Here is a 15,215-nt window from a genome sequence, read left to right as displayed (position 1 = left end):
CGCTCCCCGTACCTTCCCCCGTTCACTTCCTGAACCAGGAGAGTCGCCCCCATGCCCTCTGACTTCACAGATTCCTCGGATTCCTCGGACTCGGTCCCCGCCACGCCCGCTCGCCGGTCCGTTCTCGGAGCGATGGCCGCAGCGGCGGCCGCGCCCGCGCTGCTCGGCCTGTCCACGCCGGCATCCGCCGCGCCCGTCAAGCCGCTGGCTCTGCCCGGCGGCGGTGACCTCGGCCCCAACGTCATCGTCTTCGACCCCTCGACCCCGGGTATCCAGGCCAGACTGGACCAGGTGTTCGCGCAGCAGGAGACGGCCCAGTTCGGCACGGGCCGCTACCAGTTCCTGTTCAAGCCGGGCACCTATAACGGGCTCAACGCCCAACTCGGCTTCTACACCTCGATCTCGGGCCTCGGCCTGTCCCCGGACGACACGTCGATCAACGGTGACATCACCGTCGACGCGGGCTGGTTCGGCGGCAACGCCACGCAGAACTTCTGGCGTTCGGCGGAGAACCTCGCGATCACGCCCGTCAACGGCACCAACCGGTGGGCCGTCGCGCAGGCCGCGCCCTTCCGGCGGATGCACGTCAGGGGCGGGCTCAACCTCTCCCCCAACGGCTACGGCTGGGCGAGCGGCGGCTACATCGCCGACAGCCGCATCGACGGCACGGTCGGGCCGTACTCGCAGCAGCAGTGGTACACCCGCGACAGCTTTGTGGGCGGCTGGCTCAACGCCGTCTGGAACATGGTGTTCTCGGGCGTCGACGGCGCCCCGGCGCAGACCTTCCCGAACCCGCCGTACACCACGCTCACCTACACGCCGATCTCCCGCGAGAAGCCGTTCCTCTACCTCAACGGCGCCGAGTACCGCGTCTTCCTGCCGGAGAAGCGTGTCAACGCGCGCGGCACCACCTGGGGAGCCGGTACGCCCCGCGGTACGTCACTGGCGCTGACGCAGTTCTACGTGGCCAAGCCCGGCGTCACCGCCGCCACCCTCAACGAGGCGCTCACACAGGGCCTCCATCTGCTGCTGACGCCGGGGATCTACCACCTCGACCAGCCGATCCAGGTCAACCGCGCCAACACCGTGGTCCTGGGCCTCGGTTACGCCACCCTGATCCCGGACAACGGCGTCACCGCGCTCAAGGTGGCCGACGTCGACGGTGTCCGCCTCGCGGGCTTCCTCATCGACGCCGGCACCGTCAACTCCCCCACTCTGCTGGAGGTCGGGCCCACCGGGGCTTCGGCGGACCACTCCGTCAACCCGACCACGGTGCAGGACGTCTTCGTCCGCATCGGCGGCGCGGGCGCCGGCAAGGCCACCACCAGCATCGTCGTCAACAGCCGCAACACGATCATCGACCACACCTGGATCTGGCGCGCCGACCACGGCACGGGAGTCGGCTGGGAGACCAACCGGGCCGACTACGGCCTCCGCGTCAACGGCAACAACGTGCTGGCCACCGGGCTGTTCGTCGAGCACTTCAACAAGTACGACGTCCAGTGGTACGGGCAGGGCGGCCGCACGATCTTCTTCCAGAACGAGAAGGCGTACGACGCGCCGAACCAGGCCGCCATCCAGAACGGCGCGATCAAGGGGTACGCGGCCTACAAGGTCGCCGACACCGTGACCACGCACGAAGCATGGGGCCTGGGCAGCTACTGCTACTACAACGTCGATCCGACGATCCTCCAGCACCACGGATTCGCGACACCGGTCAACGCGAACGTGAAGTTCCACAACATCATGGTCGTCTCACTGGGCGGTCAGGGGCAGTACGAGCGCGTCATCAACGACACGGGCTCGCCGACCTCGGGCACCACCACGGTTCCCTCGGTGGTGGTCAACTTCCCCTGACCGCACCATTGTCCGGAGCCTGGCCTCAGCAGGAGGTCAGGCTCCCGATGTCGACCGCGTCGGCCATCGCACCCATCCCCACGTCGTTCGGGTGCAGGTGATCGCCGTTGTCGAAGAACGGCGAGATCCTCTCGTGGTCGTAGGGGCTGCGCAGGATCTTGTCGAAGTCGGTGACAGCGTCCAACTCGCCGCTGTTCCTGACGAATTCGTTGATCTCCAGGCGTACGGACTCGGCCGCCACGTCCCATTCGTACCAGCCCTTGAAGGGCGCGATGGTGGAGCCGACGACGCACTTGCCGGCCGCGTGCGCCTGATCGATGATCTTCCGGTAGCCGTCGATCATGTCCTGGGCCGTGACTCCCGAGTGCGCCTTGATGTCGTTGACGCCCTCGAACAGGAAGACCGTGCGCACGCCGGGTTGGGAGAGCACATCGCGCTGTAGCCGGTTCAGCGCGCTCTGCCCGGCGCCGTCCGCCAGCACCTTGTTCCCGGAGATCCCTTCGTTGGCGACGCCCTTGACGGGGGTGTCCGCCTCCTGGAGCCGACGGGAGAGATAGTCAGGCCAGCGCCGGTTCAGGTCGGTGCTGGACTGCCAGCCGTCGGTGATGGAGTCGCCGAGCGCCACCAGTGAGCCGATGGACGTGGAGGTCTCCACGTTGACCGCGTCCAGCCAGTACCAGGACCCCATCGGATCGGTCCAGCTGGCCGCGCCCTCCTCGGCGGCGTGGTTGCCCGCGGTCGCGTAGTTGGTCTGCATGGCCATGCCGTGGCCGGTCGTCGGTCCCTTGGCGCCCGTCACGTACAGGCTGATGACCAGATTGCTCTGGGCGGCCAGTTTTCCGGGCAGCGGATCGCTGAGCACCGTCTCGCCGGCCGGGGCGGTGACGGACGCGGCCCCGCCGAAGGAGAGCTTCCGGTTGGAGCCGCGGACCAGCTCCGCGCCCTGCTTCTGCAGGCCCGCGTAGGCGGTGGTGAAGGTAACCGGGTTCTCGCCGAAGGCGTTGGACAGCCGGATCCGCATGTTCGAGCCGCCGACGCTGGTGCGCACGATCAGCCGGTAACTGCGGTCGGCGGGGCCCTCGCTCTGCCGGTCGGCGCTGGCACCCCAGGTGACGACGGAGTGCTTGCCCTTCGCGGCGGCGGGGGTCGCAGTGGTGACGGTCGGAGCCTGCGGCTGCGTCGCGGACGCGGACCCCAGGGGGATGCAGACCGCCATGATCAGCGCGGAGACGGCGCCCGTCGCCAGGCGCCCGAAAGAGGCGGCCCTCATCCCAGGTTCCGCAGCGTGACGGACTCACCGGGCTTCAGGCTGATCTTCCGCGAGGCACCGCCGGCGACGAGCGTCGTGGCACGGCCGCCGACGCTCTTCAGCTTCACCTGCGTGACCTTGCCCTTCTTCCAGCTCAGGTCGGCCACGAAGCCGCCGCGGACGCCCACGCCGGACACCGAGCCCGCTTCCGCCCAGGCGGCGGGCAGCGCCGGCAGCAACTCGACGTGTCCCGGGCGCGAATAGAGCAGCATCTCGATGATCGCGGCGCCGGTACCGAAGTTCGACTCGATCTGGAAGATGCCGCGACCCTGCTCGACCTCGTAGATGTCGAAGAGGTTCATGGCGCTGCCGTTGCTGCCGTTGACCGACGGATTCAGGTTGTTGCCGACGAGCTGGTACGCCTTGTCCGCGTCCTTCAGCCTCGCCCAGCACAGGGCGCGCCAGGCCTGGGCCCAGCCGAAGCTGGTCATGCCGCGCGCGGTGAGGAGCGCCGTCGCGCCGTCCAGAATGTCCTTCGGTGTCGATTCGTCGGGGCGGATCCGGTCGCCGGGGAACAGGTTGATGAGCGGGGACAGGTGTCGGTGTGTGGTCTCGCCGAGGTTGTCGGGCGACATCCACTCCTCCAGCCAGCCGGTCGTGGGGCTGACCACGGGCAGGTACAGACGCTTACGCAGTCCGTCGATGGTCTTCCTGTACGAGGCGTCCTTGCCGAGCAGCTCGGAAGCGGTGTGGAAGTTCCCGAAGAGGCCCCACACCAACTCCTGGGCATAGGTGAGGCCCTTGGCGTCCTGCGGTCCGTGCTCGGGCGACCAGTCGCTGTCGTCGATCAGGACCTCGCGCTTGGCCCCGGACGCGTCGGTGACGGTCGTGGTGATGAGGCGGGCCTCCCAGAACTCCACCGCTCCCTTGATCAGGGGGTAGATCTTCTTGAGGTAGGCGCGGTCCTGGGTGTACTCGTAGTGCTCGAACAGGCTCTGGACGAGCCAGGCGTTGCCTGCCGGGTGCCACCACCAGCCGCTTCCGCCATAGGGGTTGGTGGAGAAGGCCACGGCCCAGCCGGCGACCTTGCCGCTGGAGTTGCGGAACCTGTTGGTCGAGACGTTGAACAGCCGCTGCGTGACCTCTGTCCAGTCGGGCAGCTGCGCGAGGCAGTAGTCCGTGTAGGCGTCGAAACAGTCGGAGAGGCCCGCCCGGTCGGCCATCCAGTAGTTCATCTGGATGTTGATGTCGGTGTGGTAGTCGCCCATCCAGTCCGGGTCGTTGCCGTCCAGCCACGGGCCCTGGAGGCCCATCGGCAGGCTGCCCCGTGATCCGGAGATCATCAGATAGCGGCTGAACTGCAGGTAGGCGGCCTCCAGTTCCGGGTCGGGAACGCCGTCCCGGTGGCGCGCCTGCACCCGCTCCCAGGTGTCGAGCTCGCGCTGTGCGGCGGACGAGGTGCCCAGGCTGATGTCGAGCTGGGCGAACAGGGGGCGGAAGTCGGCGACATGGGTGTGCAGCAGGCTGCTCACCGAGTGGCCGGCCGCGTTCAGGACCTTGGTCCTGGCCAGACTCTGGGGATTCACGGACGGGTCGCGGTACTTCGCGGCGGCGTCGGGCGCGTAGTCGGTGCCGCCGCTGAACACGACGGTGAGGTCCTTGCAGCCGCTGAAGGTGAGCGACGTTCCGTCGACGCGGACCCGGCCGGTGCCGCTGTAGGCGGTGACGGCGGCGCCGTACTTCAGGCCGTTGGCGAAGGTGGCGCCGAACGAGGCGTACCGTCCCGCGCTGTTGGCGGTGGTGGTCTCGCCGTGGGTGCCGGCGAGGGAGACGGTGCCGGTGTAGGAGCCGCCGCCCTGCTGGGAGAAGTAGAGGACGATGACGTCGTCCGGGCGGCTGGCGAAGACCTGCCGCTTGTAGGTCACGCCGGAGATCTCGTACGAGGTGCTGAGCAGGCCCTGCGCCAGGTCGAGGGTGCGCCGGTAGTTGTTGACGTTGCCCAGGTCGTGGTCCGGGATGGCGACGGTGAGCTCGGCCAGCAGGGTCAGGGAGCCGAAGTCGGCACGGCCGTAGGGGAACTGGCCGTCGCTCTCCAGCTTGTCGTTGAGACCGCCGGTCCACAGGGTGGCGTCGCTGATCATCAGAAGTTCGCTGGAGGGGTCGTTGCTCGCGAGCGCCCCGAGGCGCCCGTTTCCGACCGGCAGCCCCTGCTCGATCATCGAGTTGTGGGAGCCGGGAGCCTGCCACCAGAGCTGGTTCTTCGCGGCGTCGGCCGCGGAGAGCAGGGGCGACTCGGTGGGGCGCAGGGGGGCCGCCGAAGCGGTGAAGGTGGGCAGAATGCCGAGTGCGGTGCCCGCGCCGGCAGCGGCGGCGAGGGCGAGGAAGCCTCTGCGGCTGGGGGTGTTGTCGCTGGGTTCGGTGTGCTGGATGTCCACGGTTGTGCACTCCATATCCGGGGGAACGGCTCGTGCGGGAACGGCTCATACGGGCATGGCCGGTGGGGGAACGACCGCTGCGGAAATGAGAGTTGGGGGATCACCGCAGGCGACGTCGGCGTTGGGGTGGTTCCCCGCGGGGCCCGGGTTCAGGTCACCGGGCCCCGCGGGGAAGCAGATCGGACGGACTGCTGAACTCAGGCGGTCTGCGGAACGACCGCCCTGTCGACTGAACTCAGACGGACTGCGGGACGACGATCTTGTCGATGTCGGGCGCGTATCCGCTGCCGCTGTCGAAGGTGATCGTGTTGGTGCCCGCCTTCAGCGCCAGCTGAACGCTGATGGTCTCGGCCGTGCTCCAGTCGCCCGTGGAGGGGAACTTCTGGCTGGTGCCGTTACCGGTGTTGGAGAAGACGTTCACCGAGCGGGCGTCACCGCTGACGTAGGCGACCTTGACGGTGTAGATCCCGTCCTTCTTCACCGTGACGTCGTTGAACTGCAGCTTGCCGCCGGTGTAGAGGTTGCCGACCTTCTTGCCGCCGGAGCAGGCGTCGCAGCCGCCGACGGAGGCGTTGCCCGAGAGGGTGTTGGCCGCGGCCTCGGCCTCGTAGCTCGTCGTCGCCAGCGTGGTGCCGCCGGGCTTGACGGTGAACAGCCGCGAACCGTGCGCGGGCAGCGTCGCGGTGATCTTGTTCTGGTAGGTGCCGAGGTTCGACTTGTTCCACAGGTCGCGCACGGAGGCGTTGCCGGTGAAGCCGAAGGACGCCCAGTTGGCGGTGACGGAGGCAGGCGAGTCGCCGAGGTTGAAGAGGGCGACGGTGTAGCTGCCGTCGGCGTTCTTGGTGCCCCAGACCTGCTGGTCGTTGACCGAGGTGACCGGACGCGCGATGGGCGAGGCGCTCTGGTCGACGGCGATGACTTCCTTGTTGGTCAGCAGGGACACTCCGTAGCTGTCCAGCTTGGTGATGTCGTCACCGGTGTAGAGGGGCGACTTGTTGATGGCCCACAGGGTCATGTAGCTCTGCCGCTCGGCCTTGGTGAGGCCGTCCATCTCGCCGTTGCCGACGTCGATGGCGTCGAGGTCGTTCCAGCCGCCCGGGCCCCCCTTGTTGCTCCACGCGGGAGAGTCGTCCCACCGGTCCTCAACCGAGTTCTCCCAGGTGACCAGGGTGTTGCAGTAGCACTCGACGTCGGTGTCGATGCGCCAGCCGTTGGAGTACTGCTTCCAGTCGGCGGCGTGCGCGATGTCGAGCGACCAGGAGACCTCGAGGTGGACCGGTCGTCCGGCGGTGGCTATGGCCTTCTGCCACGCGGCGACGTCGGCGACGTTGTTGTACTGGTCGCCGCTCTTGAAGGAGCCGGGGCCCACACCGTCCAGCTTCAGGAAGTCATAACCCCAGTCGGCGAACTGCTGCGCCTGGGAGTCTATGTACTTCTGCGCGCACGGGTTCGAGAAATCGATCTTGTACGCGCTGTCCCAGCCGTTGGTGGTGCGCAGGTCGCTGTAGACGATGTCGGCCGTCGTGCAGCCCTCGGCGTTCCAGATCGGCGTCTTGCCGTCGTTGTACGCGCCCTTCTCCAGGCCGACCGGCAGGTAGATGCCGGCCTTGAGGCCCTTGGAGTGGATGTGGTCGGCGACCGACTTCATGCCACTGGGGAAACGGACCGGGTCGGGCGTCTGGCGGCCGTACTGGTCGAACCCGGACTTCCAGGTCTTGTCCATCCACCAGCCGGCGTCGATGTTGACGTACTCGTAGCCGTAGGGCTTCAGCTTGGCCGCGAGGGCGTCCGCCTGCTTGAGGACGTTCGCCTCGGTGAGGTAGCTGTAGTCGCCGTCCGGGTTGAGGCCCGGGTACTTCGACGACTGCATGCTCCAGCTCGACCAGCCCATGAACGGCTTGGCGGCCAGCGCGGTGGTGGTGGCCGGCGCGGCGGCGGGAGTGGGCGTTTCCGCCTGAGCCGCCGGGACGGCGGTCGCCACGCCCGCGGTGAGGGCGATGACGAGCACGGCTCTTATGGCACGACGGCCGGAGCGTGGAGTGGCTCCGGGCATGGTGAAGAACGAGGATGACCGCATGGGTCCGACCTCCAGGACGACGTTGTCAACGGGACGGTTGGGGCACAGGGCGGCTCAAGCCCCTGCGTTCCGGCGGCTCAGCCCTTGCCGGAGCCGATCGTGAGCCCGCTGATGAACTGGCGCTGAAGCGCGAAGTACACCAGCAGCGTGGGGATCGCGGTCATGAGCGCACCGGCCGCGATCAGGTTGGGGTTGGTGAAGTATGCGCCCTGGAGGTTGGCCAGGGCCGAGGTGATGGGCCGCTTGTCGCCGGTCTCGATGAGGGCGAGCGGCCAGAAGAAGTCGTTGTAGATCCAGATCGACTCGAGGGTCGCGAGAGCCGCGAAGGCCGGCCGGCACAGCGGCAGGATGATCTGGAAGAACTGCCGCCAGACGGGGGCGCCGTCGACGAGCGCCGCCTCGGAGATCTCCTTGGGGATCGTCTTCATGTAATTACTGAGGACAAAGGTGCAGAACCCGCACTGGTAGGCGATGTGGATGAAGATGATGCCCCAGATCGAGTTGTACAGAAGCAGCGAATCAGTCATCCAGTACGGCAGCGGGACGAGGAGATACAGCTTGTACAAGGGGGTGATGAGGACCTGGGCCGGCAGCAGGTTGCCCGCGGTGAACAGCATCAACAGGACGATGTTCCAGCGGAAGTCGAAGCGGGAGACGAAGAAGGCGACCGCGGACGAGAACAGCAGGGTGCCGAGAACCGCCGGAACGGTGATGAGGATCGAGTTCCAGAAGAAGTGCGGCATCCCGGACTGTTCCCAGGCGTCCGTGAAGTTGCCGAAGCTCAGGCTGTGCGGCCAGGAGAGATAGCCGTTCTTCGCGGTGTCCGAGTACGGACGCAGCGAGGTGTAGATGGCCCACAGCAGCGGGATGAGCCAGAGCAGGGCGATGCCGCCCAGCATGATGTGGCGGCCGACCTGGCTACGGGGCTTGGAGGGGCCGTCATGGGACTGGGGTTCGCGCCTGGCCCGCAGACGGGAGGCCGGACGCGGCACGGTCGTGGTCACTGGTCCTCCTTGCGGACGGTCTGGAAGAGGAAGGTCCCGATGGCGGCAAGGGAGACCACGAGCAGGATGACCGCGAGGGCTGACCCGTAACCGATGTGGCTGGACTCGCCGATGATGTTGTCGGTGATGAGGAGGGAGAGCAGTTCCATGCCGGGTTTGCTGCCGACGCCGCCACCAAGGACGTACACCACGTCGAAGGACCGCAGGGACTCCATGACCGTGACGACCAGGATGATGATGTTGACCGGCTTGAGGGCCGGGAAGACCACGCGCAGGAAGGTCTGGCGGCCGTTGGCGCCGTCGAGCGCGGCGGCCTCCTTGAGCGCCGGGTCGAAGCCCTTCAGGCCGGCCAAGTAAAGGATCATGATGTAGCCGGTGTGCCGCCAGGCCGAAGCGACAAGCACGGCCCACAGGTTGAGGTCGGGGTTGCCGAGCCAGTCGATGTGCTCGCTGGAACCGACCGAGCTCAGAAGGCCGTTGAGGAGCCCCGTGTCCGGGTTGTAGATGATCTCCCAGATGAAGCCCACGACGGCCAGGGAGAGCACCATCGGCAGGAAGATCGCGGTCTGGTAGATCCTGGTGAAGCGGATCTTCCGGTCCAGCTGGTAGGCGAGGAAGATGCCGAACGGCGTGGGCAGCAGGGCTGTGAACAGCAGCCAGATCACGTTGTGCTGCACCGCGGGCCAGAACGGCGGGTAGTTGGTGAAGATCTCCTTGTAGTTCTCCAGGCCGATCCACTGGATGTCGGTCAGTTCGATGCCGTCCCAGGTGGTGAAGGACAGCGCGATCGAGGCCAGTGCGGGGAGCCACACGAAGAAGAGCAGCGCGGCGAGCGGGATGCCGATGATGACGGTCAGGAAGATCCGGTCGCCGCGGCCGAGACTGCGGGCGCGTTTGCGGACGGTGCGGAGTGAGGGTACGGAGGACACGGTGCGTGCGACCTTTCCGGTCCTGATCAGGCCGTGAAGTAGCGCGAGCGCTGGGACTCGATCTTCTTCAGCGTCTCGGTGCCGTCGTCGGGGTGGCTGAGCCACTCGGTCAGGCCGGGAAGTACGACGGTGGAGATGAAGCCCGGGTCACTGTCGCGGTCCGCGAACTGGCTGATGTTCTTGGCGGAGCCGATGAGCTCGGCCGACTTCTTCTGCAGGGCGTTGTACGAGGCGGTGGAGGTCGTCTCGTTGACACCGAGGTTGCTCGGGTCGACGCCCGCGTACAGCTCCTCGGCCTGCGCGCCGCCGAGGAACTCCAGGAACTTCGTGGCGCCGGCCTCGTTCTTGGGGCTGCGGCTGAGCATGAACCCGTCGGTGGGGGCCTCGACGGCGTCCTGCCCGTACGCGGAGTCGATCTCGGGGAAGGGGAAGAAGTCGAGGTCGCTGCGGACCGCCTCGTCGGTGATCTGCTGGCCGATGAAGAGACCGGTGACCGACATGCCGGACTTCTTGTCGATCAGGCTCTGCGCGGCGTCCTGCCAGGAACGGCCGCCGCCGCTCGCCTGGTAGTAGGGGGTCAGTTCACGCCAGGTGTCGAGGATCGCGACGGCGCGCTTGTCGGTCCAGGAGGTCTCGCCGCGCAGCAGCGACATGTGGAAGTCGTAGCCGTTGGCCCGCAGGTCGATGTAGTCGAAGGCGCCGAGGATGCTCCAGGTGTCGCCGCCGCCGTATCCGGAGGTGACCGGGTCGAGGCCGTCCGCCTTCATCTTCTTGGCGAGCGCGACGAACTCGCTCCACTTCTGCGGGACTTCGTAGCCGCGGTCCGCGAACACGCTCTTGAGGTAGAAGACGCCCCACGGGTAGTTGTACAGCGGCACGAAGTAGTACTTGCCGTCCTCGCCCTTGGAGAGCTGCTTGGCCGCGTCGCTGAAGCCGCCGCCTATCTTGTCCCACACCTCGTCGATCGGGCTGGCGAGCTTCTTCTTGGCGAAGTACTGCATGCGGTAGCCCGCGAACCAGGTGAAGACGTCGTCCGGGGTGCCCTGCAGATAGGTGGTGATGCTCTTCTGGAAGGTGTCGTGGTCGACGGTGTTCGTCTTGACCGTCAGCCCGCTGTCCTTGGTGAAGGCGTCGGTGACGGTGGTGTAGGCCTTCTTCGGGGTGGCGTCGGCGCCGTTGGACCCGAACGTGACCGTCTTCGGGTCGGCTCCCGGTCCCCCACCGCACGCGGTCAGAACGGGCGCGGCCAGGGCGGCGGCCCCGAGCCCCATCAGACCACCGGTCACTCTGCGGCGGCTGGGTCCGCGCGCAGCCAAGGGGTTGCGGCTCTGCTGCGTCATCGTTGCTCCTCGTGCGTATCAGTGCTTGTCACTGCTGGTGGGTTGGGGTGTTGACGCGTCCGAAGGTCAGGACGTGTCGGATCGGATGAAGGACTGGATCGCGGTGGCCGCGGCTCCGCGCGCCCATTCCTCGAAGGGCAGGGGGCGGGTCTGTACGTCGCACCGCCCGGCCGACCCGAAGGCGGCGGCGGCGAACGTGTCGCGGATCTGCTCGGCGAACAGGTCGTACGCCGCCAGTCCCTCACCGGAGATGATCACGCGCTCGGGTCCGAACAGATTGGCCACGGTCGCGATACCGCGGCCGATCGCCTCCCCCGCGTGGGCGTACACCTCCCGCGCTCCGGGGTTCCCGTCATGGGCGAGGTCCAGGGCCTCGGCGGCGTCGGCGACCTGAACGCCGGTCACCTCCCGGACCCTGCTGACGATCGCCGAGTCCGCCGCGATCGCCTCCACACAGCCGCGGTTGCCGCAGTGGCAGAGGGGGCCGGCCGGGTCGATGGCGACGTGGCCGATCTCGCCCGCCACGCCGTACGCGCCGTTCACGACCTGCCCGTGCACCACGAGACCGCAGCCGATGCCGGCGCCGACGGTCACCACGGCGAAGTCGGACAGGCCGACTCCGGCGCCGAACCACTGCTCGGCGACGGTCAGCGCCCGGACGTCGTTGTCGACGGTGACCGGCAGCCCCGTCGTCATCCGGGCCAGGTCGGCGAGCGGAACGTCGTGCCACTCCAGGAAGGGTGAGTACCGCACGACCCCCGCCGCGCGGTCCACATCGCCCGAGACCGCGATGCCCAGGCCCTGTACCTGGACGCCGAAACCGTCGGCCTCCGTCAGCAGCTCCTGCACAAGACCCGCGGTCGAGGCCAGCACCGCCTTGGGGGCGCGCGCGGTGAGCGGCACATGCCGGGCGACCCGGATGCGGCAGCACAGGTCCGTGAGTACGGCGATGAGTTCGTCGCCCGTCATCTTGATCCCGATGAACAGCGCCCGGCCCCCGTCGACCAGCACCGGGTTGGCCGGCCTGCCGAGGGACGCCTGTCGTGCGTCCTCGTCGACGTCCTCCTGGAGGTACCCGGCCTCGATCAGGGGCCGGACCGCCTTGGTCACCGCCGCCGCGGACAGCTGGGTCCGCCCCGCTATCTCCGACCGCGTGAGCGGACCGTGGGAGAGCACGGTGGTGAAGATCTGGGAGATGGCCGGTGTGTGACCGGGGAACGTCTCTGTTCGACTGGTCGAGCGCATGGCCGGAACCTAAGTCCCTTATTTTCTGCTGTCAATAAAAGAAGCAAGATTATCTTGGGCACCTTCCCTGACCGCCACCTCGCCTGTAAAAGACAGATCTCAACCAGGTGTTGACACATGATCGAAGGTCGAGGTTGGCTTTGTACCGTCTCGTGGCACCACCTGGAACGTGAGGACCCCTCTAGATGATCTCCTTCGCCCCGGACACCGGGGTCTGGCTGCTGGCCACACCGAACACGTCGTACGCGCTGAGAGTCGACGAGACCGGGGCGCCCTGCCATCTCGCGTGGGGCCCACGTCTGACGCTCGCGGAGGCGGAGTCCCTTGTCGTACCCCCGGCTCCGGCGGCCAGCAGCTTCGAGGGCATCTCCCCCGTCGGGGAGGAACTTCCCGTCGACGGCGGCACGCGCTACGGACCCCCCTCGCTCCAGGTCCGGTTCGCGGACGGATCACGCGCCTTCGAGTGGCAGTCCACCGGCCTGCGGGTCACCGACGACGAGCTGGCGCTGGCCTTCCGTGACCGTCACTATCCCCTGCATGTGACGCTCCACTACCGCGTCCAGGGCGACACGGACGTCATCGAACGCTGGACCACCGTCCGCAACGCCGGTGACGAACCCGTCACCCTGCTGCGCACCGACTCGGCCGCCTGGAGCCTGCCTCCGCTGCGGGACTACCGCCTCAGCCACGTCACCGGTCAGTGGTCCGCCGAGAGCCAGCTGCGCCGGGACCAACTGCCCTACGGCGAGACGGTGTTGACCAGCCGTCGGGGTATCACCAGCCACCACGCCAACCCTTGGGTGATGCTCGACGCGGGCGAGGCCACCGAGGAGCACGGCCGGGTCTGGAGCGCGGCCCTCGTCTGGAGCGGGAGCTGGCGGATCACCGCGCAGCGCACCCCCGACGGCCGGGCCGGATTCACCGGAGGCGTCGGCCACGACGGCATGAACGTGCCGCTCACGCCGGGCGAGGAGTTCACCACTCCCCCGTTCGCCGGCCTGTTCACCGAAGGCGGCTTCGGCGCGGCCAGCCGCGCCTGGCACGCCTACACCCTGGCCCATGTCCTGCCGCACCCGGACGAGGTCGCGCCGGTGCTCTACAACTCCTGGGAGGCCACGGGCTTCGACGTCGACGAGGTCAGCCAGAAGGCGCTCGCCGAACGGGCGGCGGAGCTCGGCGTCGAGCTGTACGTCGTCGACGACGGCTGGTTCGGGGCGCGCCGCAGCGACCACGCGGGCCTCGGCGACTGGACACCCACGCCCGACCGCTTCCCCGACGGACTGACCCCGCTGGTCGACGCGGTGCACCGGCTGGGGATGAGTTTCGGCCTGTGGGTGGAGCCGGAGATGGTCAACCCGGACAGCGATCTCTACCGCCAACACCCGGACTGGGTCCTGCACTTCACCGACCGCCCCCGCTCGGAGCTGCGCAACCAGCTGGTCCTGAACTTCGCCCGCCGCGATGTCGCTGACTGGGCGTACGACTGGCTGACCCGGCTGGTCGGCGACCACGGCATCGACTTCCTCAAGTGGGACATGAACCGGGCGTTCAGCGAGGCCGGCTGGCCCGGCAAGACCGACGGCGCCGACCGGCTCGGACCTCAGTACGTCCGCAATCTGTACGGCGTCATCGACCGCCTCCGCGCGGACCATCCGGAGCTGCGGATCGAGGCGTGCAGCGGTGGCGGCGGCCGGATCGACCTGGGCATCCTGTCCCGTACGGACCAGGCGTGGGCGTCGGACAACACCGACGCCGCCGACCGGATGGGGATCCAGCACGGCTACGGCCAGATCTATCCCGCGCGCACGATGGGCGCGTGGGTGACGGACGTGCCGAACCAGCTCACCGGCCGTACGGTTCCGCTGCGCTTCCGTTTCCATGTGTCGATGGCCGGCGCACTGGGCATCGGGGGCGATCTCACCCACTGGTCCGAGGAGGAACTGCGCGAGGGTGCGGCCCTGGTGGCCGAGTACAAGCAGGTGCGCCATCTCGTGCAGCACGGCAGGCTCGACCGCCTGGCGCCACCGGCCGAGGACGCCGTCTCCGCGGTGCAGTACACCGCGGCGGACGCCTCGGAGAGCCTGCTCCTGGTGTACCGGCGTGTCTCCCGCCACGGCGCCCCGCAGCTGCCGGTCCGGCTGCGCGGCCTGACCCCCGGGGCCCGCTACCGCGACGCCCGCACGGGTGCCGTGCACCACGCCGCGGTGCTCGCCGAGTACGGCCTGCACGTCCCCCTGCCGCCGGGCGACTGGTCCAGCGCGGCCCTGCACCTGGTGCGGGAACCGGCAGCCTGAGGTTTCTCAACGGCCGTGGGCGCGCTTGGTGTTGAGCGCGTCCACGGCTTCTTCCATGTCCCCCGCGCAAAGCTCCGCCACCAGGAACCGGCGGCGCCTCAGTACCGCTGGGCCTTCGCCAGTCGAGGGGTCAGCTTGGGCTCGACGGGCTCCCTGCTGATGGCGACAGGCTCGGCGCGCTCGCCGGGTTCCAGGTCCTGCGCTCCCACGAACCGGGTCTCCACGACCTTGCCGTCGGAGTCCTCGAAGTCGATCTGCACGGCGTACGAGGCCTGCTGCTCGGTCTTGTTGGTGATGGCGACGAGCACGGCGAGCAGCCCGCCGGTCTGCGCCCTGGGCAACCCGGTGACGGCCACGTCGGATGTCGCGTTGCCGCTGCCCCGCACGTCCTTCAGCTCGACCTGAGCCGCCTCGGCGGCCGCCGCCGTGTCGGCCGAGACCGACGCTTCGAACGCGGAGGCCTCGGCGGACGCGGAGGAGGCCGCCGCCGACGCGGAGGCCTGGGCGGAGTCGATGGCCGAGGCGGCCTCGGAAGCCAACGCGGACGGCGCCGACCCGGTGAAGGAGGACTCGTCGGGTGCGGTGGGCCGCGGGCTGGCGGACGTACCGGTGTCGTTGTCGCTGTCCGAACTGCAGGAGACGAGCGCGGCGCCGCAGGCGAGCGTGGCCAGGAAGGCGGCGGCGATCCTGCGGGATCGGTTCGACCGGCCGGTACCGGCGGGGATGCGTCTGGTCATGGGGCTCGTCCTCTTCCTGCCGTACGGGACTCCCTCATGCTCTGCGGC

The 15,215-nt window shown here is 68.3% G+C and carries 10 protein-coding genes; 2 read left to right on the top strand and 8 right to left on the bottom strand.

Annotated elements, in window-relative coordinates:
• Positions 1 to 51: 51 nt before the first annotated feature.
• A complete protein-coding gene (locus ACFVKT_RS09710; RefSeq protein WP_385729387.1) occupies positions 52 to 1,857 on the top strand; it encodes a coagulation factor 5/8 type domain-containing protein in 1,806 nt (601 codons plus the stop codon).
• Between the two features lie 25 nt (positions 1,858 to 1,882).
• On the opposite strand, the gene ACFVKT_RS09705 is transcribed toward ACFVKT_RS09710, so the two are convergent.
• The 7 genes from ACFVKT_RS09705 to ACFVKT_RS09675 all read right to left on the bottom strand — a co-directional run bounded on the left by ACFVKT_RS09705 (position 1,883) and on the right by ACFVKT_RS09675 (position 12,136).
• Complete coding sequence (locus tag ACFVKT_RS09705) at positions 1,883 to 3,127, bottom strand: SGNH/GDSL hydrolase family protein (protein WP_385729385.1); 1,245 nt, start codon at positions 3,125 to 3,127, stop codon at positions 1,883 to 1,885.
• Positions 3,124 to 5,556: a glycoside hydrolase N-terminal domain-containing protein gene (locus ACFVKT_RS09700; protein ID WP_385729383.1), complete on the bottom strand. Its 2,433-nt coding sequence runs from the start codon at positions 5,554 to 5,556 to the stop codon at positions 3,124 to 3,126. The genes ACFVKT_RS09705 and ACFVKT_RS09700 overlap by 4 nt, the downstream gene beginning before the upstream one ends.
• A 220-nt stretch (positions 5,557 to 5,776) precedes the next feature.
• Complete coding sequence (locus ACFVKT_RS09695; protein WP_385729381.1) at positions 5,777 to 7,618, bottom strand: alpha-galactosidase D; 1,842 nt, start codon at positions 7,616 to 7,618, stop codon at positions 5,777 to 5,779.
• Positions 7,619 to 7,695: 77 nt separating this feature from the next.
• On the bottom strand, positions 7,696 to 8,622 hold the full coding sequence (locus tag ACFVKT_RS09690) for a carbohydrate ABC transporter permease (RefSeq protein ID WP_385729379.1): 927 nt from the start codon (positions 8,620 to 8,622) through the stop codon (positions 7,696 to 7,698).
• Positions 8,619 to 9,551: a carbohydrate ABC transporter permease gene (locus ACFVKT_RS09685; protein ID WP_385729378.1), complete on the bottom strand. Its 933-nt coding sequence runs from the start codon at positions 9,549 to 9,551 to the stop codon at positions 8,619 to 8,621. Before ACFVKT_RS09685 ends, ACFVKT_RS09690 begins: the two co-directional genes overlap by 4 nt.
• A 26-nt stretch (positions 9,552 to 9,577) precedes the next feature.
• Positions 9,578 to 10,891 (bottom strand): ABC transporter substrate-binding protein, encoded by a 1,314-nt coding sequence (locus tag ACFVKT_RS09680; RefSeq protein WP_385729376.1) that lies wholly within the window; start codon positions 10,889 to 10,891, stop codon positions 9,578 to 9,580.
• A gap of 66 nt (positions 10,892 to 10,957) precedes the next feature.
• Positions 10,958 to 12,136, bottom strand: a complete 1,179-nt coding sequence (locus ACFVKT_RS09675; protein ID WP_385729374.1) for an ROK family protein — start codon at positions 12,134 to 12,136, stop codon at positions 10,958 to 10,960.
• A 185-nt stretch (positions 12,137 to 12,321) separates the two neighbouring features.
• On the opposite strand from ACFVKT_RS09675, the gene ACFVKT_RS09670 reads away from it, so the two are divergent.
• Positions 12,322 to 14,430, top strand: a complete 2,109-nt coding sequence (locus ACFVKT_RS09670; RefSeq protein ID WP_385729372.1) for an alpha-galactosidase — start codon at positions 12,322 to 12,324, stop codon at positions 14,428 to 14,430.
• A gap of 98 nt (positions 14,431 to 14,528) precedes the next feature.
• Here the strand turns inward: ACFVKT_RS09670 and ACFVKT_RS09665 are convergent, their stop codons facing one another.
• Positions 14,529 to 15,167, bottom strand: coding sequence for a hypothetical protein (locus ACFVKT_RS09665; RefSeq protein ID WP_385729370.1), 639 nt, complete (start codon positions 15,165 to 15,167; stop codon positions 14,529 to 14,531).
• Between the last annotated feature and the right edge of the window lie 48 nt (positions 15,168 to 15,215).

Origin of the sequence: Streptomyces sp. NPDC127595, assembly GCF_042671685.1 — a bacterium.
Lineage (GTDB): Bacteria > Actinomycetota > Actinomycetes > Streptomycetales > Streptomycetaceae > Streptomyces.
This window is presented reverse-complemented; position numbering and strand designations above follow the sequence as displayed.

Bases quoted from the DNA above. Each gene is read 5' to 3' on its own strand.
- ACFVKT_RS09705 (WP_385729385.1), bottom strand. From the start codon at position 3,127: ATGAGGGCCGCCTCTTTCGGGCGCCTGGCGACGGGCGCCGTCTCCGCG.
- ACFVKT_RS09695 (WP_385729381.1), bottom strand. From the start codon at position 7,618: ATGCGGTCATCCTCGTTCTTCACCATGCCCGGAGCCACTCCACGCTCC.
- ACFVKT_RS09670 (WP_385729372.1), top strand. From the start codon at position 12,322: ATGATCTCCTTCGCCCCGGACACCGGGGTCTGGCTGCTGGCCACACCG.
- ACFVKT_RS09680 (WP_385729376.1), bottom strand. From the start codon at position 10,891: ATGACGCAGCAGAGCCGCAACCCCTTGGCTGCGCGCGGACCCAGCCGC.
- ACFVKT_RS09675 (WP_385729374.1), bottom strand. From the start codon at position 12,136: ATGCGCTCGACCAGTCGAACAGAGACGTTCCCCGGTCACACACCGGCC.
- ACFVKT_RS09710 (WP_385729387.1), top strand. From the start codon at position 52: ATGCCCTCTGACTTCACAGATTCCTCGGATTCCTCGGACTCGGTCCCC.
- ACFVKT_RS09700 (WP_385729383.1), bottom strand. From the start codon at position 5,556: ATGGAGTGCACAACCGTGGACATCCAGCACACCGAACCCAGCGACAAC.
- ACFVKT_RS09665 (WP_385729370.1), bottom strand. From the start codon at position 15,167: ATGACCAGACGCATCCCCGCCGGTACCGGCCGGTCGAACCGATCCCGC.